Origin of the sequence: Burkholderia sp. M6-3, assembly GCF_050858985.1 — a bacterium.
GTDB classification, from domain to species: Bacteria; Pseudomonadota; Gammaproteobacteria; order Burkholderiales; family Burkholderiaceae; genus Paraburkholderia; species Paraburkholderia caledonica.
In genome coordinates, this window is sequence record NZ_CP110090.1 from 465,932 (window position 1) to 488,073 (window position 22,142).

Annotated in this window: 20 protein-coding genes; 7 read left to right on the forward strand and 13 right to left on the reverse strand. The window is 62.7% G+C overall.

The window, feature by feature from the left end:
- Positions 1-9: 9 nt before the first annotated feature.
- From glyS to OH764_RS02090, 5 genes are all read right to left on the reverse strand, one after another.
- Complete coding sequence (glyS, locus tag OH764_RS02070) at positions 10-2,112, reverse strand: glycine--tRNA ligase subunit beta (RefSeq protein WP_498847858.1); 2,103 nt, start codon at positions 2,110-2,112, stop codon at positions 10-12.
- Positions 2,113-2,127: 15 nt separating this feature from the next.
- The gene (gene glyQ, locus OH764_RS02075) at positions 2,128-3,135 is read right to left on the reverse strand and encodes a glycine--tRNA ligase subunit alpha (protein WP_498848854.1); all 1,008 of its coding nucleotides are present in this window, start codon (positions 3,133-3,135) and stop codon (positions 2,128-2,130) included.
- Positions 3,136-3,281: 146 nt separating this feature from the next.
- Positions 3,282-4,892, reverse strand: a complete 1,611-nt coding sequence (locus OH764_RS02080; RefSeq protein WP_498847859.1) for an FMN-binding glutamate synthase family protein — start codon at positions 4,890-4,892, stop codon at positions 3,282-3,284.
- Between the two features lie 129 nt (positions 4,893-5,021).
- Complete coding sequence (mnmA, locus tag OH764_RS02085; RefSeq protein WP_498847860.1) at positions 5,022-6,167, reverse strand: MnmA/TRMU family protein; 1,146 nt, start codon at positions 6,165-6,167, stop codon at positions 5,022-5,024.
- A 70-nt stretch (positions 6,168-6,237) separates the two neighbouring features.
- Positions 6,238-6,717: an NUDIX hydrolase gene (locus tag OH764_RS02090; protein ID WP_498847861.1), complete on the reverse strand. Its 480-nt coding sequence runs from the start codon at positions 6,715-6,717 to the stop codon at positions 6,238-6,240.
- A gap of 293 nt (positions 6,718-7,010) precedes the next feature.
- Here OH764_RS02090 and OH764_RS02095 point away from each other — a divergent pair, with 293 nt between their 5' ends.
- Genes OH764_RS02095 through OH764_RS02105 form a run of 3 tightly spaced genes read left to right on the forward strand, consistent with a single transcriptional unit; the run spans position 7,011 to position 9,963 of the window.
- The gene (locus OH764_RS02095) at positions 7,011-8,153 is read left to right on the forward strand and encodes an NAD(P) transhydrogenase subunit alpha (protein WP_498847862.1); all 1,143 of its coding nucleotides are present in this window, start codon (positions 7,011-7,013) and stop codon (positions 8,151-8,153) included.
- Positions 8,154-8,179: 26 nt separating this feature from the next.
- Complete coding sequence (locus tag OH764_RS02100) at positions 8,180-8,509, forward strand: NAD(P) transhydrogenase subunit alpha part 2 (RefSeq protein ID WP_006047931.1); 330 nt, start codon at positions 8,180-8,182, stop codon at positions 8,507-8,509.
- The gene (locus OH764_RS02105; protein WP_087750850.1) at positions 8,509-9,963 is read left to right on the forward strand and encodes an NAD(P)(+) transhydrogenase (Re/Si-specific) subunit beta; all 1,455 of its coding nucleotides are present in this window, start codon (positions 8,509-8,511) and stop codon (positions 9,961-9,963) included. The genes OH764_RS02100 and OH764_RS02105 overlap by 1 nt, the downstream gene beginning before the upstream one ends.
- Positions 9,964-10,073: 110 nt before the next feature.
- Here the strand turns inward: OH764_RS02105 and OH764_RS02110 are convergent, their stop codons facing one another.
- The 7 genes from OH764_RS02110 to OH764_RS02140 form a co-directional block, all read right to left on the reverse strand.
- Positions 10,074-10,814 carry a helix-turn-helix transcriptional regulator gene (locus OH764_RS02110; protein ID WP_087750849.1) on the reverse strand — a complete coding sequence of 247 codons (741 nt, stop codon included), beginning with the start codon at positions 10,812-10,814 and terminating at the stop codon, positions 10,074-10,076.
- Positions 10,815-10,896: 82 nt separating this feature from the next.
- Positions 10,897-11,280, reverse strand: coding sequence for a VOC family protein (locus OH764_RS02115; RefSeq protein ID WP_498847863.1), 384 nt, complete (start codon positions 11,278-11,280; stop codon positions 10,897-10,899).
- A 333-nt stretch (positions 11,281-11,613) separates the two neighbouring features.
- The gene (locus tag OH764_RS02120; protein WP_498847864.1) at positions 11,614-12,903 is read right to left on the reverse strand and encodes a THUMP domain-containing class I SAM-dependent RNA methyltransferase; all 1,290 of its coding nucleotides are present in this window, start codon (positions 12,901-12,903) and stop codon (positions 11,614-11,616) included.
- Positions 12,904-13,444: 541 nt separating this feature from the next.
- Positions 13,445-14,215, reverse strand: coding sequence for a PqiC family protein (locus OH764_RS02125; protein ID WP_498847865.1), 771 nt, complete (start codon positions 14,213-14,215; stop codon positions 13,445-13,447).
- A complete protein-coding gene (locus OH764_RS02130) occupies positions 14,212-15,870 on the reverse strand; it encodes a PqiB family protein (RefSeq protein ID WP_498847866.1) in 1,659 nt (552 codons plus the stop codon). Before OH764_RS02130 ends, OH764_RS02125 begins: the two co-directional genes overlap by 4 nt.
- Entirely contained in the window at positions 15,863-16,513 is a 651-nt protein-coding gene (locus OH764_RS02135; RefSeq protein WP_498847867.1) for a paraquat-inducible protein A, read from the reverse strand. Before OH764_RS02135 ends, OH764_RS02130 begins: the two co-directional genes overlap by 8 nt.
- A gap of 7 nt (positions 16,514-16,520) precedes the next feature.
- Complete coding sequence (locus OH764_RS02140; protein WP_498847868.1) at positions 16,521-17,300, reverse strand: paraquat-inducible protein A; 780 nt, start codon at positions 17,298-17,300, stop codon at positions 16,521-16,523.
- 375 nt (positions 17,301-17,675) lie between these two features.
- Between OH764_RS02140 and OH764_RS02145 the strand changes: the two genes are divergently transcribed.
- From OH764_RS02145 to OH764_RS02160, 4 genes are all read left to right on the forward strand, one after another.
- Complete coding sequence (locus OH764_RS02145; protein ID WP_498847869.1) at positions 17,676-18,236, forward strand: cytochrome b; 561 nt, start codon at positions 17,676-17,678, stop codon at positions 18,234-18,236.
- Between the two features lie 8 nt (positions 18,237-18,244).
- On the forward strand, positions 18,245-18,808 hold the full coding sequence (locus OH764_RS02150; protein ID WP_498847870.1) for a YceI family protein: 564 nt from the start codon (positions 18,245-18,247) through the stop codon (positions 18,806-18,808).
- Positions 18,809-18,871: 63 nt separating this feature from the next.
- Entirely contained in the window at positions 18,872-19,444 is a 573-nt protein-coding gene (locus OH764_RS02155; protein ID WP_498848855.1) for a YceI family protein, read from the forward strand.
- A gap of 320 nt (positions 19,445-19,764) precedes the next feature.
- Entirely contained in the window at positions 19,765-21,042 is a 1,278-nt protein-coding gene (locus tag OH764_RS02160; protein WP_498847871.1) for an MFS transporter, read from the forward strand.
- Between the two features lie 136 nt (positions 21,043-21,178).
- Here OH764_RS02160 and secF read toward each other — a convergent pair whose 3' ends face one another.
- The gene (secF, locus tag OH764_RS02165) at positions 21,179-22,129 is read right to left on the reverse strand and encodes a protein translocase subunit SecF (protein WP_110402672.1); all 951 of its coding nucleotides are present in this window, start codon (positions 22,127-22,129) and stop codon (positions 21,179-21,181) included.
- Positions 22,130-22,142: the final 13 nt, after the last annotated feature.

Sequence of the window (22,142 nt, forward strand, 5' to 3'; positions counted from 1 at the left end):
GCGTGCGGCTCAGGCGGCGAGTCGAGAAATGTCGGCGACGCAATTCATCTGCTGATGCAGCGCGCCTAGCAACGCCAGACGATTCGCGCGCAGCGCCGGATCTTCAGCGTTGACCATCACGTCGTTGAAGAAAGTGTCGACCGGTTCGCGCAACGCGGCAAGCGCGGTAAGCGCGCCCGTGTAATCGCGTGCGGCGAGTTGCGACTGCACACGCGGCGCGACCTGCTCCAGCTGCGCATGCAGGGCCTTTTCCGCCGGCTCGACGAGCAGCGTGACCTGCACGCCGCCGGTAGCGGTAGCGCCTTCCGACTTCTTCAGGATGTTCGAGATGCGCTTGTTGGCTGCCGCGAGCGATGCCGCTTCCGGCAACGCCGCGAACTCGCGTACTGCATCGAGGCGCGCGACGATATCGTCGAGACGCGTCGGGTTGAGCGCGAGCACCGCGTCGATTTCCCCCGGTGCATGACCGCGTTCGCGCAACAAACCACGCAGACGATCCATGCTGAAGTCGTAGATGGCTTGCGTCGAATCGACGACGCTCGGCACTGCGGCAAATTGCGCGTAAGCGGTGCGCAGCAGTTCGACGAAATCCACGGCCAGTTGCTTCTCGACCAGAATGCGCAGCACGCCGAGCGCGTGACGGCGCAGCGCGAACGGGTCTTTCTCGCCGGTGGGTTGCAGGCCGATGCCCCAGATGCCGACCAGCGTTTCCAGCTTGTCGGCTAGCGCGACGACCGTGCCGGTTGCCGTGCCCGGCAACGCGTCGCCGGAGAAGCGCGGCTGATAATGTTCCGAGCATGCGAGCGCGACTTCTTCCGGCTCGCCGTCGTGGCGCGCGTAGTACGTGCCCATCGTGCCTTGCAGCTCGGGGAACTCGCCGACCATGTCGGTGATCAGATCGGCCTTGGCCAGACGCGCGGCGCGCCTGGCGAGCGCCACGTCCGCGCCGATCAGTTCGGCGATCGCGCCGGCCAGCACTTCGACGCGCTCCACGCGTTGCAGCGCCGAGCCGAGCTTGTTGTGATACACGACGTTCGCAAGCAACGGCACGCGGTCGGCGAGCGGCTTCTTCTTGTCCTGCTCGAAGAAGAATTTCGCGTCGGCCAAACGCGGGCGCACCACACGCTCATTGCCTTCGACGATATCGCCCGGCGTGGACGTTTCGATGTTCGACACGATCAGGAAGCGCGAGCGCAGCTTGCCGTTCTCATCCGTCAACGCGAAATATTTCTGGTTCGTCTGCATGGTGAGGATCAGACATTCCTGCGGCACTTGCAGGAATTCGTCCTCGAAACGGCATGCATAGACGACCGGCCATTCGACCAGCGACGTCACTTCGTCCAGCAGCGATTCAGGCATCACGACCTGATCGCCGTCAGCGTGCGCAAGCAAATGCGTGCGGATGGTTTCCTTGCGGTCGGCGAAGTTCGGTACCACACGGCCCTTGTGCATCAGCGTGTCGGCATACGAATCCGCGTGCTGGATCTGCACGAAGCCTTCGGACAGGAAGCGATGACCAAGCGTGGTGTCGTCTGCGTCGATGCCGAGCGCGCTGACCGGAACGATCTGCTCGCCATGCAGCGCGGTCAGGCGATGCGCCGGCCGCACGAACTGCACGTTCGTGCCGTCGGGGCGCTGGTAGGTCATGACCTTGGGAATAGGCAGCTTGGCGAGCGTTTCGTCGAGCGCAGCCTGCAGGCCTTCCGCCAGCGTGGCGCCGGGTGCGGCGTAGCGCAGGAAGAAGGCTTCGGCCTTACCGTCCTGCGCGCGCTCCAGGTCTTTCACCGAAAAATCGGGGAAGCCGAGCGCGGCGAGCTTTTTCGCGAGCGGCGCGGTGGGCTGGCCGTCTTTATCGAGCGCGACGGAAACCGGTAAAACTTTTTCGCGCACGTGCTTTTCCGGCGCAACCGTGCGTACGTTTTTGATCGTGACAGCGAGGCGGCGCGGCGTCGCATAACGCTCGAATGACAGCTCGCCTTCGATCAGATCGCGCGCCGCGAGGCGCACCGCAATACCTTCCGCGAAGGCGTCGCCGAGACGGGCAAGCGCTTTCGGCGGCAGTTCCTCGGTCAGCAGTTCGACCAGCAGGGTAGCTTGATGGGATTGAGTCATTTCTTGATGTTCTCGTCAGTCCGCGTCGATCTTGCGTTCGACTTTCAGCGGCGGCGCCCACGCGGGCATGGCGGCGTCCTGCTCGTCAGTGGTGAGGCCGGGTACGGCGTGCACCGGATTGCCGAGCATCGGGAAACCGAGCTTCTCGCGTGAATCGTAGTAGGCCTGCGCGACCAGGCGCGACAGCGCGCGAATCCGGCCGATGTAGGCCGCGCGCTCCGTGACCGAGATCGCGCCGCGCGCGTCGAGCAGATTGAATGTGTGGCCGGCCTTCAGCACGAGCTCATAGGCGGGCAGCGCGATCTGCGCTTCGATCATGCGCTTCGCTTCAGCTTCGTAGCTGTTGAAGAACGTGAACAGAAGATCGACGTTTGCGTGCTCGAAGTTATACGTGGACTGTTCCACTTCGTTCTGGTGGTACACGTCGCCGTAAGTGAGGCGACGCGTTTCCGGGCCGTTCGGGCCTTGCTCCTCCCACTCGGTCCAGATGAGGTCGTAGACGTTCTCGACCTTTTGCAGATACATCGCGAGGCGCTCGAGACCGTACGTGATTTCGCCGAGCACCGGCTTGCAGTCAAGGCCGCCGACCTGCTGGAAATAGGTGAACTGGGTCACTTCCATGCCGTTCAGCCACACTTCCCAGCCGAGTCCCCACGCGCCGAGCGTGGGATTTTCCCAGTCGTCTTCGACGAAGCGCACGTCGTTCTGCTTCAGGTCGAAGCCGAGTGCTTCGAGCGAGCCGAGATACAGATCGAGGATGTTCTCCGGCGCCGGCTTTAGCACCACCTGGTACTGGTAGTAATGCTGCAGGCGGTTGGGGTTCTCGCCATAGCGGCCGTCTTTCGGGCGGCGCGACGGCTGCACGTACGCCGCGCGCCACGGTTCCGGGCCGACCGCGCGCAGGAAAGTGTGGACGTGCGAGGTGCCCGCGCCGACTTCCATGTCGATCGGTTGGAGCAACGCGCAACCCTGCTTATCCCAATAGGATTGCAGTGTCAGAATGATTTGCTGAAACGTGAGCATGAAGTGCCTTTCGGGCATGAGGCCGCGCCGCGAGCGCGTGAGCGCGCGAGGCGGCCGTGGAGCGAAGTGCTAAACCTGCGATTTTAACGGAAAGGCGGGGGGGCGTCCGGTTTTGGGGAGGGACTGACGGCACGAGCGGCGCTCTATCACGCCACCGCCAACTCCGCCTTCGGCGAAAACGAATCGCTTTGCGCGACCTGCCACCACTTCTCATACAACGAGTAGCGGTATTTTCCGTTGAGCAGATCATCCGGCTCGAGATACTTGAGCAACTCCGACATCAACTGCACCTCATGCGACGACACTCGCCGCACGATGTGATGCGCGCGCAACTCGGCAGGATGCTTCAACCCGGCGGCCTGAATGATTTCCTTCAGCGCATGCAGCGTGTTGTGGTGGAAGCTGAACACGCGGTCGGCCTTGTCCGGTACGACGAGCGCACGCTGGCGCACCGGGTCTTGCGTCGCGACGCCGGTCGGGCAGCGTCCCGTGTGGCAGGTTTGCGCCTGAATGCAGCCCACGGCGAACATGAAGCCGCGGGCCGCGTTGACCCAGTCCGCGCCGATCGCGAGTGTCTTCGTGATGTCGAACGCGGTGATCATCTTGCCGCTCGCACCGATGCGAATCCGTTGCCGCAAGCCGATGCCAACCAGCGTGTTGTGCACGAGCAGCAGGCCTTCCTGCAACGGCACACCGACGTGATCGGTGAACTCGAGCGGCGCTGCGCCCGTGCCGCCTTCCGCACCGTCCACGACGATGAAGTCCGGCAGAATGCCCGTCTCCAGCATCGCCTTGGCAATGCCGAAAAATTCCCACGGATGCCCGATACACAGCTTGAACCCAGTCGGCTTGCCGCCCGATAACGTGCGCAAGCGGTCGACGAATTCGAGCAGCCCGCGCGGCGTCGAAAACTCCGAATGCGTGGCCGGCGAAATGCAGTCGCGGCCCATCGGCACGCCGCGCGTCTCCGCGATTTCAGGCGTGATCTTCGCGGCCGGCAACACGCCGCCGTGACCCGGCTTTGCGCCTTGCGACAGCTTGACCTCGATCATTTTCACCTGCGGTTCGGCCGCCTGTTTCGCGAATTTTTCTGCGCTGAAGGTGCCGTCGTCGTTACGGCAGCCGAAATAGCCCGACGCGATTTCCCAGATGATGTCGCCGCCGTGCTCGCGGTGATACTTCGACATCGAGCCTTCGCCTGTGTCGTGCGCGAAGTTGCCTTTCTTCGCGCCGAGGTTCAGCGCCATGATCGCGTTTGCGGACAGCGAGCCGAAGCTCATTGCCGAGACGTTGAAGATCGACATCGAGTAAGGCTGCGCGCGCTCTGCGCCGACGACGATGCGGAAGTCGTGACTATCGAGCGTGGTGGGCGCAAGCGAGTGGCTGATCCATTCGTGCGCGACGGCCTTGACGTCGACCTCGGTTCCATAAGGGCGGCTATCGACGTCGTTTTTTGCGCGCTGATAGACGATGCTGCGTTGAGCGCGCGAAAACGGCTTTTCGTCGGTATCGCCTTCGACGAAATATTGGCGGATTTCCGGGCGAATGAACTCGAACAGAAAACGGAAATGGCCCCACAGCGGATAGTTGCGAAGAATTGCGTGCCGCTGCTGACCCAGATCGAAGAGGCCGAGCGCGACGAGCGCGAGCGGCACGATGATCCACAGCCACGACATATGATGCGTCGCGGTGAGCGCCGCGCAAACGGCGAGGAGCGCGACCGCGCTCCACATGGCCAGATAACGTCGAGCAAACATGGGGACTCCGGTGCAGTGAAGATCGTCGCGGAGGGATCGCCGGCGCCGGCGGCGCGGACGGATCCACCGCGAATGAAAACGAGCGACTGCCCGTTGGGAAAAGCACACTGCCGGGAGACGCGAGCGGCTTTAACGCACGCTCAGCAACGCCGCTTTTTGCGGCTCGCGCGCGGTTGGCTGCGCAGTCGCAGCATGTTCGATGATGCCGCCGCCGAGACAGACGTCGCCATCGTAGAGCACCGCCGATTGCCCCGGTGTGACAGCCCATTGCGCATCGTCGAAATTGAGTTCGAAGAGGCTCTCGTCGTAGTTCGCCGTCGTGAAAGTGCAGCGTGCATCTGCCTGCCGGTAGCGGGTCTTCGCGCCGCAGGCGAAGCCTTCCGCCGGCGGCTCGCCCGCGACCCAGCTCGTGTTGCCCGCGCTGAGCGTATGACTCAGGAGCCACGGATGATCGTGACCTTGCGCGACGTACAGCGTATTCGACGCGATGTCCTTACCCGCCACGAACCACGGCTCGCCGCTGCCTTCCTTGCTGCCGCCGAGACCGATGCCCTTGCGCTGTCCGAACGTGTAAAACGCGAGTCCGATGTGTTCGCCGACCGTTTTGCCGTCGGTAGTTTTCATCGGGCCCGGCCTGGTCGGCAGATAGCGGTTCAGGAAGTCGCGGAACGGCCGTTCGCCGATAAAGCAGATGCCGGTTGAATCCTTCTTCTTCGCATTGGGCAGCGCGATCTGTTCGGCGATTTCGCGCACCTTCGTTTTGGGTATTTCGCCGAGCGGAAACAGCGTTTTCGACAACTGCGCCTGGTTCAACCTATGTAGAAAGTACGACTGATCTTTCGTATGGTCGAACGCCTTCAGCAATTCGAAGCGGCCATTGTTCTCGCGCACGCGCGCGTAGTGGCCGGTCGCGATGGTTTCCGCGCCGAGCGACATAGCGTGGTCGAGAAAGGCCTTGAATTTGATTTCGGCGTTGCACAGCACGTCCGGGTTCGGCGTGCGCCCCGCGGAATATTCGCGCAGGAACTCGGCGAACACGCGGTCTTTGTATTCGGACGCGAAGTTGACCGCTTCCACGTCGATGCCGATCAGGTCCGCGACCGACACCACGTCGATCCAGTCCTGGCGCGTCGAGCAGTATTCGCTGTCGTCGTCGTCTTCCCAGTTCTTCATAAACAGGCCGACCACGTCGTAGCCCTGTTCCTTCAGCAGCCACGCGGTAACCGACGAATCGACGCCGCCCGACATGCCTACTACGACTTTCTGCTTGCTCATAAGATGCTCACTGGGTACTGCGAAACTTCATGGATCGTGGGTCGCTGCTGCCGTGCGGTTTTATCCGCGGTTACCTTTTCGGCCCGACCGAATGCGTATGCACGAAGTCGAGCGGGAAACGCCGGCCTGCCAGGTAATCGTCGATGCATTGCATGACGAGCGGCGTGCGGTGCCGTTCAGGGCAGGCGCGCAGTTCGTCGGCGCTCATCCACGACGTTCGCACAATGTCGGGATCGAGCGCGCGTGTTGCCTCGGGTTCGCCGCCGGTGCCGCAATAAGTGAAGCGCAAATACGTGACGCCTTCGCTGTCCGGCCGCTCGAAATGCGTCATGTACATGCCGACCAGCGCCTCGGGTGTGAACGGGTGCGCGGTTTCTTCGAGCGTCTCGCGGACCACGGCTTCCAGCAACGTTTCGCCGGCTTCCAGATGGCCGGCCGGCTGATTCAGGCGCAGACCGGCCGCCGTGTGTTCCTCGACCACGAGAAAGCGCCCGTCACGCTCGACGATGGCCGCGACGGTCACGTGCGGCAGCCAGGTTTCCGGTTTCATGGGTGCGCATTTTACCGTTTATGGGCACTCGCTGCCGGGAAGCGGGCGGCCGGCGGGACGGGCGGTTGGACCGCGGGCTGCGGGCGCGCGGCTCGCACGCGGCCCAGGATGGCCACCGGACCCCGAAACGCACGGCCCCCCGCGCGCGCCAGCCCACCGGCACCCCCGGATTGTCCCCGATTTCTGCCGCCCCCCATGTTTCGGGTAAAGTGAGGCGTTAGCCGTTGCACCTGCAAGCCGGCGTGCCTCGTCGGCCGATCTGTCGTCAAACAGTAAGTCGAGGAGGAAGCACGATGCACATCGGAGTGCCAGCCGAGACGCGCGCGCACGAAACCCGCGTCGCCGCGACGCCCGAAACGGTCAAGAAGTTCGTGAGCCAGGGCCATCGGGTCACCATCCAGAGCGGCGCCGGAGCTGGCGCCAGCTTTCCCGACGACGCCTTCACAGCCGCCGGAGCGGAAATCGTCGACGCCGCCAGCGCGTTTGGCGCCGAGCTCGTCCTCAAAGTGCAATCTCCAACCGAAGCCGAACTGCCGCTCCTCAAGCGCGGCGCGGTGCTGGTCGGCATGCTCGATCCGTTCAATGCAGAGAATGCGCTAAAACTGGCTGCCGCCGGCGTTACCGCTTTCGCGCTCGAAGCCGCGCCCAGAACGACCCGAGCGCAAAGCCTCGACGTGCTGTCGTCGCAGGCGAACATCGCCGGATACAAGGCAGTGCTGCTCGCGGCGACGTTGTACCCGCGCTTCATGCCGATGCTGATGACCGCGGCCGGCACCGTAAAAGCCGCGCGCGTGCTGATTCTCGGCGCGGGCGTGGCGGGCTTGCAGGCAATCGCGACGGCCAAGCGCCTCGGTGCCGTGATCGAAGCGTCCGACGTCCGTCCGGCCGTGAAAGAACAGATCGAATCGCTCGGCGCGAAGTTTCTCGACGTGCCGTATGAAACCGATGAAGAGCGCGAAGCCGCCCAAGGCGTCGGCGGCTATGCGCGTCCCATGCCGCCCTCGTGGCTGCAGCGGCAGTCGGCGCTCGTCCACGAGCGCGCGAAGCAGGCCGACGTGGTGATCTCCACCGCCCTGATTCCCGGCCGTGCGGCGCCGACGCTGATCTCAGTCGAAACCGTGCAGGCGATGAAGCCGGGCTCCGTGCTGGTCGACCTTGCCGCGGGCCGCGGCGCGGACTATGAAGGGCAGCGCGGCGGCAACTGTCCGCTGACCGAAGCCGACAAGGTGGTCGTCAAGCATGGTGTGACGATTGTCGGCTACACGAATCTGGCCTCGATGGTGCCCGCCGACGCTTCGTCGCTCTACGCGCGCAATCTGCTCGACTTCCTCAAGCTGATCGTGACGAAGGAAGGCGCGCTGAATATCGACCTCGCCGACGACATCGTCGCCGCCACGCTGCTTGCACGCGACGGCGAAGTCGCGCGCAAGGCATAAAACGAATCCACCGAGGAGAAACGGCGATGGAAGTGCTCAACCACACCGTCATCAACCTGATCATTTTCGTGCTGGCGATTTACGTCGGCTACCACGTGGTCTGGAACGTCACGCCGGCCCTGCACACGCCGCTCATGGCCGTGACGAATGCCATTTCGGCGATCGTGATTGTCGGCGCAATGCTGGCAACCGGCCTCACGCTCGGCACGCCGGGCAAGTTCTTTGGCACGCTTGCCGTCGCGCTCGCGGCGGTCAACGTGTTCGGCGGCTTCCTCGTCACGCGGCGAATGCTTGAGATGTTCCGCAAGAAAGAGCCGAAGAAGCTGATCGCCGACAAGAGCAAGGAGAACGCGTAATGAGCCTGAACGTCGTCACGCTGCTTTATCTGGTCGCGTCCGTCTGCTTCATTCAGGCGCTCAAGGGGCTGTCGAATCCGAAGACCGCGCGCATCGGCAATACGTTTGGCATGGTCGGGATGGCAATTGCGATTCTCACGACCATTGCCTTGATCGCCAAGCAGGCCACCGCGCTCGGATCGAATCTTGGCCTGGGGCTTGGACTGCTGCTGGTCGCTTTGATTATCGGCGGCGCTATAGGCGCGTTTGTCGCCGCGCGCGTCGAGATGACCAAGATGCCGGAACTCGTCGCGGCCATGCACTCGCTGATCGGTCTGGCGGCGGTCTGCATCGCGTACGCGGTGGTGTCGGAGCCGGCCGCGTTCGGTCTCGTCGATCCCGAGTATCCGGTGCCGGGGTTTCTGCCTTACGGTAATCGCGTCGAGCTGTTTATCGGCACGTTCGTCGGCGCAATTACTTTTAGCGGTTCGGTGATCGCGTTCGGCAAGCTCTCGGGCAAATACAAGTTTCGCCTCTTTCAGGGCGCGCCGGTGGTGTATGCAGGCCAGCACCTGATCAACCTGATGCTCGCCATCGCGATGCTCGGCTTCGGCATCATCTTCTTTTTTACGCAGTCGTGGCTGCCGTTCATTGTCATGACGGCCATCGCGTTCGTGCTCGGCGTGCTGATCATCATTCCGATCGGCGGCGCGGATATGCCGGTCGTCGTGTCCATGCTCAACTCGTACTCGGGCTGGGCGGCGGCGGGGATCGGATTCTCGCTCAACAATCCGATGCTGATTATCGCGGGCTCGCTGGTTGGGTCCTCGGGTGCGATTCTGTCTTACATCATGTGCCGCGCGATGAACCGCTCGTTCTTCAACGTGATTCTGGGCGGCTTCGGCAATGAGGCGGGCGCGGCGGCAGCGGGCGGCTCGGCCGAGCAGCGTCCGGTGAAATCCGGTTCCGCCGACGATGCGTCGTTCATGCTCGGCAACGCCGAAACGGTCGTGATCGTGCCGGGCTACGGCCTTGCGGTGGCGCGCGCGCAGCATGCGTTGAAGGAGTTGACCGACAAGCTCGTCGAGAAGGGCATCGAGGTCAAGTACGCGATTCACCCGGTGGCCGGACGGATGCCTGGCCATATGAACGTGCTGCTCGCCGAAGCCGAAGTGCCGTACGACATGGTGTTCGAGATGGACGACATCAACGGCGAGTTCGGCCAGGTCGACGTGGTGCTCGTGCTCGGCGCAAACGACGTGGTGAACCCGGCCGCGAAGAACGATCCCAAGTCGCCGATTGCGGGCATGCCGATCATCGAGGCGTACAAGGCGCGCACTGTCATTGTGAACAAGCGCTCGATGGCGGCGGGTTATGCCGGGCTCGACAACGACCTCTTCTACATGGACAAGACGATGATGGTGTTCGGCGACGCCAAGAAGGTGATCGAAGATATGGTGAAGGCGGTCGACTAGACGCGTAAGGGAGTCTCGCGGATTTTTGACCGTTGACGCGGGACTCCATCCACACTGAAGTCTGTATTTTTAAAATCCGGCAGCCGCGACGCATGTCTCGCGTTGTCGCGTTAGCGCGGCTTTGCGTTGACGTGCCGCAACAGGTCCGCGAGTCGCCTGCCTTGCTGGTCCGGATAAGGTTCGCGCACTTCCAGTTCCTGAATCCGCTCCAGTCCAAAATTGCGGAAGTCGCCGCGCAATTCACACCACGCGCCTAGCGTCCAGCGCGCGCCCCAATACGCGAGCGCGAGCGGCCACACGCGGCGCTCGGTTGCGGCGCCGTTTGCATCGGTGTACGAAAAGCTCACCACTTGCCGTGTGTCGATTGCTCGATGCAGCGTGTCAAGCTGTGCCGAGAAATCACTCCTGATATGAAACGACGGCGCGAAGACAGCGAGTCTTTCGAGCGACGCGCGCTTGTCCGCCGGCATCGCCGAGGCAATCTTGGCGAGCGCGCCGCGCGCTCCGCTTGCAAAGTCGGCGCCGCCCCAGGATTCCAGCATGCGCGCGCCGGCGGCGAGTGCTGCGAGTTCGTCGGCGGTGAAGGTGAGCGGGGGCAGACTCGCCGCGCGGCTCAGCCGGTAGCCAATGCCGGCCTCGCCCTCGATCGGCACGCCCGACAATTGCAGATCGCGCACATCGCGATAGACCGTGCGCAGCGAGATGTTGAGCCAGTCGGCGAGTTGTTGCGCGGTGGTCAGACGCCGGCCGCGCAGCAGTTCGGCGATCTGGAACAGGCGGTCGGCGCGGCGCGTCATCGTGGGCGTCTTGTAGAAAAGGACAGGGACAGTCCCGCGATGATAGCGCCGCATGCCGCGCTCCGGTCAGCGTTCGGACGCCGTGCGCGTCGCGCTTAGTGCTGCGTTGAGTGCGCTCTGTTCGCCGCTCTGCGCCCTAGCCGTTGGTCCGCGAGTGCAGGCCGAGGCGGTTGCCTTCAGTATCGGTGAAGAACGCGATATAGCCGATGTCCTGCGGCAGCTTGACGACCGGCCCGTCGGTCTTGCCGCCGGCTTCTTCGATGCGGGCGAGGGCGGCGTCCACGGTCGGCTGCGCATTCAGGTAGACGAGCACGCCGTCGCCGTTGGGCGTCATCGACGGACTGTGGACGATCGCGCCGCCCGTGGCCGGTTCTTCGTAGCCGAACACGGCAATCGGCTGGCCACCGATTTCCTGACGATTCAGTTTGACGTCGAGCGCGGCTTCATAGAACCGGACGGCGCGATCGAAATCGACGGACGGGATCTCAAACCATGCAACAACTTTCGACGATGCAGACATGACACTCTCCTGTTGACCCGAGCCAGTGCTTCAGCGCTTGCTCTGGTCCCATGCAAGATGGTTCGTTGGATGGACGGCGGATATGCCGTATAAAGCGCCGGATGGCGTGAGGAGAAGTGTGCGGGTGTGCTGCTGACAGCGTGGTGTCAGGAGGGTGCCAGGGAGAGGAGTCGGGCGTGCGGTTTCGGCGACGCGAAAAAAAACCGCGGAAATCGGTTCCGCGGTTTCTTTGTCCTGCTTCTGCTTCTACTTGTGCTTCCGTCTGTGCTCGGGTTTATGAGGTGCGCAAGCCGCGCCTCTGCGCCGGAAACGGTGCGCGGCGAGCGGCTCGCGTCAATCGGCGGGCGTGTCGCTCTGCGGGCGCTGGCGCACGCTGCCCGCAATCAGATCGAAGCGGAATAGCCGGCATTCGAGCGCGCCGTTGAAAAGCGGCGTCTTGGTCGATTCGCGCAGACGCAATTGGCCGGGCAGCTTGCGATCCGAAGTCAGGATGAACGCGTGCCAACCGGTGAAGCGCTGCTTGAGCGCGTCGCCGAGCGACTGGAAAAATTCGCTGTCGGGCGTTTCTTCCTGAGCGCGGCGGAAGCTGTCGTCATCGCGATTATCGCGGTTGCGCGGCTCGCGGATTTCGCCTCGCGCGTTGCGCCCGCGCACTTCGATCCGCTCGCCGTACGGAGGATTCGCGACGAGAATGCCCGGCTCGGAGCTCGGCGGCGTCATGCCGCGAGCGTCGACCTGTTTGAGCGGGATCGACGGCAAGCCTGCGCGCTGAAAATTCGCACGCGCTTTGTCGAGCATGTCGCCGGAAATATCGCTGCCGAATATTTGCAGATCGGCGCGCGAGGTACGAGCGGCGTGCTTGGCGTCGAGCGCGGCGGCCTTCAGTGTTTGCCAGGTTTTGCTGTCGTATTGCTTGAGCTTTTCGAAGCCGAAGCGGCGCTCCGCGCCCGGCGCGATGTTCAGCGCGACTTGCGCGGCTTCGGCGAGGAACGTGCCGCTGCCGCACATCGGGTCGTACAGCGGCGTGCCTGCATTCCAGCCCGTCAGACGCAGGATGCCCGCCGCGAGATTTTCGCGCAGCGGCGCGGCGCCCTTGTCGAGGCGCCAGCCGCGCTTGAAGAGCGGGTCGCCGGATGTGTCGAGGTAGAGCGTGCAGTCGGTCGCGGTGAGAAACGCGAATACGCGGACGTCGGGCGTCGCGGTGTCGATGTTCGGGCGCGCGCCGCTGACTTCGCGCAGCCGATCGCAGATGGCGTCCTTTACGCGCAGCGTGGTGAATTCGAGGCTGCGCAGAGGCGACTTGATCGCGGTGACGTCGACGCGCAAAGTCTCGTTCGCCGAGAACCACTGCTCCCAACGTTGTTCGACGGCGAGCGCGTAGATGTCCTGTTCACTGCGATACGGGCGATGCGCGATTTTCAGCAACACGCGGCTCGCGATGCGCGAATGCAAATTGGCCGCCATGCCGGCCGCCCAACCGCCGCGGAAATGCACGCCGCCGGGGACTTGCGAGCCCGCCGAGAATGGCGCGCCGTTCAGATGTTTCGCAGCGATTTCGGCGAGTTCAGTGGCGAGCGAGGCTTCGAGGCCGCGCGGGCAGGGGAGGAAGAAATCAAAGGACATGGGGTGGGGCGAGCCGGTGGGCGTTGGGTAAGGGCGTATTGTACGCGGTTGGCTGGCGCGTTTTTTCGCTGACGGGGGGCGGGGGTTTTGGAGCCGTAGGCGTTTCGTTGAGATCGCGATGGTCCATTGGCGTTGCCCGTGTGGGGCGGCACTTACTTTTTCGCGCGCCGCGGCGGTTGTTCGCAAAACCGCTGGACCTACGCCGATTGTCTTGCCCTCGCGACCGTGCGCGAAGAATCCAGGCGAGCGGTTTTGAAGCAGACCTTTCCGACGAGCTCGCAGTGCGAGGCGGGAGGTATGACTGCCTTGTCACAAACGCGGAGTGTGCGAGGGTACAGATTCCAGACGCACCACTACCCCTCTTAGCCAGGGGACCCACTTATGAGCTAGCGGTGCAAAGCCGCTTTCTTTGCTTACTTTCTTTGCGGCATGCAAAGAAAGTAAGTGCCGCCCCGCACAGGGGCAACGCCAATAGACCACCGTGAAATCAAGGAAAGGCCAAGGGGTTCAAACGGCGAAGGAACCCAAGCTCCTTCGAAACCTACCCCGCAGCAACAGCTGCCCCGTCGGAAGGACAAGCCGGCACGCTCACCCGCGTCGCTCCCTTTGCCTGCGAAGCAGAAGCGCCAGCAGCAGCGGCACTGGCAGAAGCAGAAGAAGCAGCAGCCATCGCCCGCAAAGCCCCCGCCACCTGCTCAGAAACCCGCCGCAAAGCCCTCCGATGCCCATCGACGAGCGAGTTGTACCCACTCCCGACCTGCTCGCTCACGACGCTGCGACAAGTCATCACAGCAGTACTCCGAACAGCCCGCACACTCCACACCGCGTCGATCAACGCATGCGACCCCGGCCAGGATTCGAACCGCTGCACATTCATGCTCACGCGATACACAGGCGTCGTATCGGAATAAGCGGTGCCATACACATCGATCGTATTCAACTGTTGCGTGAGACTCGTCGACAACGCCCGGCGCAGTTCGTCGCCCGGCAGTGACGCCCAACGTTCCTCTTCCAGCACCTTCACCTGAGTCGGGCCTGTTTGCACGACCAACTGCGTCTTGGCAACTTGCGGCGGCACGTCGATCGGTGCGACTTCGATCAGCCACGCCGGCGCCGCCGCCGTACGCACGCTCGACGCGCCCGCTGACGCGCCCACACTTGCGCCGCCGAGCGTATAGAACCGGCTACTCGGCGATGCACACGCCGCCAGTGCGAGCAAGGCGACGAGTGCACTGGCTTGGAAAGCGTTGCGCGCGCGCCCGCCCGGCAGGCGCGAAAGCCGGGACAGTCTGGAAAGGCGGCCAAACATCATGGTTTATCTCCTGCTTTACCGCGCAATAACGATTCGGGGTGACGCTCCAGATAATCCGACAGCGCATTCAGCGACTGCAACGTCCGCGTCAATTCCTGCAACGCCTGATGCACGTCCGACTGCAACGGCGAGTCCTGCTGCAACGTCGCCTCCGCCGAGCCGAAGGTCTGCTTCGCCGCCGCCAGCGTGTCGCGGGCTTGCGGCACGACTTCCGTGTCGAGGCGCTTGAAGAGCTGATCGGCATTCTTCAGCGCGCTGTTCAGGTTGTTGCCGATCTGGTCGAACGGTACCTTGTCGAGCTTCTTCGCGATGTCCGCCACCTGGAGCTGCAACTCGTCGAGCGTGTTCGGAATGGTCGGCAATTCGAGCGGATCGCTTGCTACGTCGACGGTGGCCGGCGGCGCCTTCGGGAAGATATCGAGCGCAACATAGAGCTGGCTCGTGATCAGATTGCCCGTGCGCAACTGGCCGCGCAGACCGTGTTTGACCAGCTGTTGCAACAGGTTCTGACCGGCAAGGCTGCCCGGCGTCGGAGCCGTTTCGCGGAAGCGCTTGCCGAGGCGGTCCGGGTAGATATTCATGGTCACGGGCATCGTGAAGCTGCGCGTCTTCGGATCGTAGTCGATGCCGATGTTCGTCACCTGACCTAGCACGATGCCGCGGAAGTCCACCGTAGCGCCGACCGACAGCCCACGCAGCGACTGATTGAAGTTCATCACGACGCGCAGCGGCTCGCCGTCCGGCTCGCGCATCGCGTCGCCTTCGTCCGAACCGAGGCGGAACGTCATGTTGTTCGGTGCCTGCGCGCCCACCCCCTGGCCGGGCGGCGACTGGAACGACAAACCGCCGACGATCACCGTTGCGAGCGACTGCGTATTCAGCTTGAAACCGCTCGAATCGAGCCGCAGATCGACGCCGCTCGCATGCCACCAGCGTGAATTGGTGCCGACGTACTGGTCGAACGGTGCGGACACGAACACCTGCATCGTCACGCCGGTGCCGTCCTTGTCGAGCGAGAAGCCGACCACCTGGCCGACCTGCACGCGACGGTAGAAAATAGGCGAACCGATGTCGATCGAGCCCAGCGAATCGCCGTGCAGGATGAATTGGTGGCCCTTCTGGTCGCCGGTAACAGGCGGGGGTGTTTCGAGGCCGACAAAATTCTTCTCACTGTCGGGCGAATGGCCGGCGTCCGCGCCGATATAGGCGCCGGAAAGCAGGGTGGTGAGCCCGGACACGCCGCTTGCGCCCACCCGCGGTCGCACGACCCAAAAGCGCGAGTCCTTGACCGCGAAGTCCTCGCCTTCCTTCGTCAACTGCACCTGCACGAGCACGTGAGAAAGATCCTTCGACAACGTGATCGACTTCACCGCGCCGACGTCGACGTCCTTGTATTTGACCTTGGTTTTGCCGGGCTCGAGCCCTTCGGCGCTGACGAAACTGATCGTGATGGTCGGGCCTTTTTCCGTCGCCGACTTGATGACGAGCGCAATACCGATCAGTGCGGCGATCAAGGGAATCACCCAGACGAGCGACGGCAGCCAGCGGCTGCGCGGCTCGATCTGGGGGTCTGGGAGTTGGGGCGGCAGCTGCGGTCCGTTCGAATCGTTGCGCGGCGCATCGGAGGCGGGCGTCGGTCCTGGCGGGCTAGTCATGTTCGAGATCCTGAGGTTTTTGAGTACTGCCGTCCACGTCGTCCCAGATGAGCCGTGGATCGAATTGCATGGATGCCATCATCGTGAGGATTACCACCGAGCCGAACGCGATCGCGCCCGGTCCAGCCGTGATGACTGCAAGCGACTTGAAGCGCACCAGCGCGACCGTCAATGTGACCACGAACACGTCGAGCATCGACCAGCGGCCGATCCGTTCGACCATCCGGTAAAGCGTGGTGCGTTGCTCCGGACGCCAGCGCGAGCGGCGCTGCGCGGTGATGGTGAGGAGCGCGAGCACGCTCAGCTTGAGCATCGGCACCATGATGCTGGCGACGAACACGATTACTGCAAGCGGCCAGTCGCCGGACGTCCAGAAGTACACGACGCCGCTCATGATGGTGTCGTCCTCCGAACCCAGCAGCGACGAGGTATGCATGACCGGCAACAAATTTGCCGGAATATACAGCAACGCCGCCGCGATTAGCAGCGCCCACGTGCGCATTAGGCTGTCCGGATTGCGTGAGTGCAGGCGCGAGCCGCACCGTGAGCAATGCTGCGGCGTGATCGAGCGGATGCTCGGTTCGACGCGTCCACACGCGTGGCAGGCGACGAGGCCCGCGCGTCTTGCTGTGATGTATTTCATGCGCGGGTCACCCTCGATGCGGCGCCGGCGGTACGCCGGGGCTTGCGTCGGGGGGCTGGTCGCGGTCTACGCCTGGTTGCGCGTCGACTTGCAGCGCAGGCAGAGCGGGCGGGCCCGCAACCGCGCCGACCGCGAGTGCCGCGCTATCGGCAGAACTGCGCGGCAGCGGCCGCTGACTGCGTGCGCCGAGTTCGTCCGCGAGATCCCACAGAATGCGCGGGTCGAAGGTGACGACCACGGCGAACATCAGTGTCAGCGCGCCGAACGCGAAAAGCGCCGCCTCGGGTATCACGCGCGCGAGACTGACCATCTTCACGATGGTGATCAGCACACCGAGCATGAACACTTCGATCATCCCCCAGGGACGGACGAACTGGATAGCGCGCAAGACGCGGTTGAAGCCCGCAGGCACATAGCCCGAGCGCAGCGGGATCAGAACGTACAGCAGCGCGACGAGTTCGGTGAGTGGAAACAGAATGGTCGAGCAGAACACCATGACGGCGACGATCTGCATGTCCTCGTTCCAGAGCGCGACGAGCGCGCCGAACAGCGTGGTCTGCGAGGTAATGCCATTGGTTTCTAGTTCGACGATGGGAAATCCCTGCGCGATCAGGAATGTGATCAGCGCGGCGAGCGTCATGGCGCTGATGCCCTCCAGCTTGCGCGAGACGCCGCTGTAGAGCGTCGCACGGCAACGCGGACAGCGCGCGAGTTTGCGCCCGGCAAGCCGCGGCTTGCGGAATAGCGTATCGCACTCGTGGCACGCAATCAGGTTGTCATTTTCCATACGGCAGCGGGCCAACGATATGTGAGTAAGCGTGCAATGCCGGTCGCAAGTGTGGGCGAATAACGCAGTTCGAAAAAATTTGTGCAGCAATAGTACCAAACGCGTTGCAGGCGCGCGCGTGGGCGCTGCGCCTTGTGAATGAAAGCTCTGACAGCGTCCGTCCCCAATTGTTCAACGGCGTGGCGAGGCGCGCCCCAAGTCGCCTTTCGGTAAATTTCGCGTCGCCGCAGCCAGCTTTTTTCGCTTCGGGTAGCATGGCGGCCTGGCGCGTCTCGAAGGCCGCGGCGCTTGGCCACCCGCCGACAGACTTTGAATCGGCACGGAATAGCCGGGCCTGCCGCACCGTTATCCTCTCTTAGCAAGCGTTCACCTGTCATGGCACACAACCCTTCATTCGGTGGCCGGGAGTCGTACACGCGGACTGCCATTGCCTTTCATTGGCTGATCGCATTGCTGATCGTCTGCGGCTTTGCACTCGGCTGGGTGATGACCGACATCCCTGGCTTCACGCCGACCAAACTGCGCTATTTTTCGTGGCATAAATGGATTGGCGTGACGGTATTTGCGCTGGCCGTCGTGCGCATTCTATGGCGCGCGACGCATGGTGCTCCGGCGATGCCGCGCCGCATGCCCACGTGGCAGCGCGGCGCCGCGCACCTCGTGCATCTGCTGCTCTATGTATTGATGATCGCGATTCCCGTCTCCGGCTATCTGTACAGCTCGGCGGCAAATGTGCCGGTTGTCTATCTCGGGCTGATTCCGCTGCCGCGCCTGATCGCGCCCGACCCGCATCTGAAGGAACTGCTCAAGAACGTCCATATCGTGCTGAATTACACATTGCTGGTGCTGGTCGGGCTGCATGTAGCGGCGGCGCTCAAGCATCAGTGGCTGGACCGCGACGGCTTGCTGTCGCGCATGCTTCCCTTCCTCAAATAAGGACAACCATGAAGGTCTCGTTTTATCGCTATATGCTCGCCGCATTTGCCGCGGTTTCGCTGACCGCAACGGGCAGCGCGCTGGCCCAGGTCGATGTCGCAAAGAGTTCGGTGACGGCCACGTCGAAGCAGATGAACGTGCCGGTGGAAGGGAAGTTCGGAAAATTCGGTGCGCAGATCAAGTTCGACCCGGCCAAGCCGGCCGAGGGCAGCGCTCAGCTCAACATCGACGTCGGCAGCTACGATCTCGGCGACGAGAGCTACAACGATCAGGTGCGCGGCAAGGAATGGTTCGACGCAAAGACCTATCCCAGCGCCACGTTCGTTTCCAGCGCCATTGCGCCGGCCGGCGGTAACCAGTACAAAGTGACTGGCAAGCTGACCATCAAGGGCAAATCGCAGACGGTGGTGGTGCCGGTCACCGTGACGCAGCAAGGTGCGACGCAAACGTTCGACGGTTCGTTGCCGATCAAGCGCTCGCAATTCGACATCGGCACGGGCGAATGGAAAGACACGTCGGTTGTTGCCGATGACGTGGTCATCAAGTTCCATATCGTCGCCGCACATAAATAACTTGCGCTGCGCGGTTCAGTGCAGCCGTTTTTAACTGACTGGGAGCATGAATTGAAGACATCCATGTTGATCGCCGCCGGTGCATTGGCCTCCTGTGTTTCGCTGAGCGCATTCGCCGCCGCCGACACTTATCAGCTCGACCCGACTCACACCTATCCGAGCTTCGAAGCAGACCACTTGGGCGGACTTTCCGTGTGGCGCGGCAAGTTCACGAAGAGTTCCGGCACGGTCACGCTGGACCGCACTGCAAAAACGGGTACCGTCGAAGTGAATGTGGATCCCGCTTCGATCGCCACCGGGAACGGCAAGCTCGACGACCATCTGAAGTCGGCTGAATTCTTCGACGTGTCGAAGTTTCCCGCCGCGACCTACAAAGGCACGGACATCAAGTTCGACGGCGACAAGCCTTCGGAAGTGGTCGGCACCTTGACGCTGCACGGCGTGACGAAGCCGCTGAACCTGAAGGTCGAGTCGTTCAAGTGCATGCAGCACCCGGTGCTCAAGCGCGAAGTGTGCGGCGTGGAAGCGAGCGGTCATTTCGACCGCGCGGACTACGGTATCGACTTCGGCACAAAGTACGGTTTCAATATGGACACCAAGCTGCATATTCAGGCTGAAGGCATCAAGCAACAGTAACTGCAGCGGTGCGCGCATGCGCACTGATTCACGATGACGCGATAACGGCGCCGCTGCGGCGCAGCACAAATAGTACTTCGCGTCCCGCTGAATATATGACCGCTTCGTTCGCTTCCGCGACGAAGCGGTTTTTTCATGGAGCGGCCCGCGCATCGCGGCGTGCGAGCGTTATGCGGCGCGGGCGCGTAATTTGCCGCTCGCCTCGGTTTAATTTTTCGGGTACATAGAGCGCTGGCACCGCGTTGGTTGTGCGCGCATCCAATACGGCGAGATGGGGCCTGAGTCCGCATCCATAATATTCGCGCAAACTGGAGATCTGCATGAACGCAACGACAGCAGCAAGCCTTGCGGGAAGCCGGCGAAATTCGTGGCGGGCGGTGATCGCCGCATCGATCGGCAACGCGCTGGAGTGGTTCGATCTGGTGGTCTACGGCTTTTTCGCCGTGGTCATCGCCAAGCTGTTCTTTCCCGCCGGCAACGACACAGTTTCGCTGCTGCTCACGCTTGGCACGTTCGGCGTGTCGTTCTTCATGCGTCCGCTCGGCGCGATCGTGATTGGCGCATACGCGGACCGCGCCGGGCGCAAGGCCGCGCTCACGCTGTCCATTCTGCTGATGATGGGCGGCACGCTGATCATCGCGGTCTTGCCGACTTACAGGAGCATTGGCATTGCCGCGCCCGTGATTCTCGTCATCGCGCGATTGATGCAAGGTTTTTCGGCGGGCGGTGAGTTTGGCAGCGCCACCGCCTTTCTCGCGGAGCATGTGCCGGGGCGGCGCGGCTTTTTCGCAAGCTGGCAGGTCGCAAGCCAGGGGCTTACTACGCTGCTTGCCGCCGGTTTCGGCGTCGCACTTACGGGCAATCTGACGCCGGATCAGATGGCATCTTGGGGATGGCGCGTGCCGTTCTTCTTCGGGCTCCTGATCGGACCAGTCGCCTGGTACATTCGCACGAAGCTCGATGAAACGCCGGAGTTTCTCGCTGCTGAAACGACGAGCACGCCGTTGCGCGACACGTTCACGAGTCAGAAACTGCGGCTACTGATCGCGATTGGCGCAGTAGTGCTTGGCACTGTGTCCACTTACCTCGTGCTGTTCATGCCGACCTTCGGCGTGAAGCAACTGGGGCTCGCACCTTCGGTCGCGTTCTCCGCCATCGCGCTGACGGGCTTGATTCAGATGGTGTTTTCGCCGGTGGTTGGGCATCTGTCGGACCGGCATGGGCGCACCACGATCATGCTGATTTCGGCAGTGCTGCTTCTCGTGCTGATCTACCCGGCGTTCGTGTATCTCGTCGCGCATCCGACCTTTGGCACGCTGATCGCACTCCAGGTGGTGCTCGGCTTTCTCATGACAGGCTATTTCGCGGCGCTGCCGGGTTTGCTGTCGGAGATGTTTCCGGTGCAGACACGCACGACCGGTATGTCGCTTGCCTATAACATCGCCGTGACGGTTTTCGGCGGCTTTGGGCCGTTCATCATCGCGTGGTTGATCGGCTTCACGGGTTCGAAGGCCGCGCCCAGTTACTACCTGATTTTTGCCGCGCTCCTGAGTGTCGCGGCGCTGACTGCGGCGCGGCGTAAATTGGGCTTCCGGTAGATGTCGACTGTTTCAATCAGTCGGCGGGCCCGGCGAGGCGGGCAATAAAGCGCTGAGGACAACGCCACAAATGAAAAAGGCCGGTCGCGATGAACCGGCCTTTTCTGTCGCCAATGCGTTACTTACTTCAACGCGATCAAACCTGAGCGCCCGCATTCGGATCGTTCGGATCGACGCGTTCTTTCTTGTCTTTGATCAAATCGTCGCGCTTCACGCCGAACCACATGGCAAGCGCCGCGGCAACGAACACCGACGAGTAGATACCGAACAGGATACCGACCGTCAGCGCCAGAGCGAAGTAGTGCAGTGTCGGGCCGCCGAACAGGAACATCGACAGCACCATCATTTGCGTACAACCGTGCGTGATGACGGTCCGCGACATGGTGCTGGTGATTGCGTGGTTGATCACTTCGATCACGGTCATCTTGCGCTCGCGGCGGAACGTCTCACGAATCCGGTCGAAGATAACCACCGATTCGTTCACCGAATAGCCGAGCACCGCAAGGACGGCGGCCAGCACCGACAGCGAGAACTCCCACTGGAAAAACGCGAAGAACCCGAGAATGATCACGACGTCGTGCAAGTTCGCGATCACGCCCGCCACGGCGTACTTCCATTCGAAGCGGAACGACAGATAGATCACGATGCCCGCGACCACGCAGGCGAGCGCAAGCAAGCCGTCGGTGGCGAGTTCCTTGCCGACTTGCGGGCCGACGAACTCGACGCGCTGCAACTGCACCTGCGGCGTTTCGGTTTTCAGCGCGCTCATGACCTGATCGCTTTGCTGCGCGGACGTCAAACCCTGCTTGAGTGGCAAACGGATCAGCACGTCGCGTGAGGTGCCGAAGTTCTGCACCTGCGCGTCGGCGTAGCCAAGCTTGCTCAGCGTGCCGCGTACCGGATCGAGCGGCGCGGCGCCCGGATACTGGACTTCGATCACGGTACCGCCGGTGAACTCCACCGACAGATGCAGTCCCCGGTGCACGAGAAAAAACACCGCGGCGAGGAACGTCAGCAGCGAAATCGCGTTGAAGATCAACGCGCGCTGCATGAACGGAATGTCTTTACGAAAGCGGAAAAATTCCATGGTCTTGTTCTCC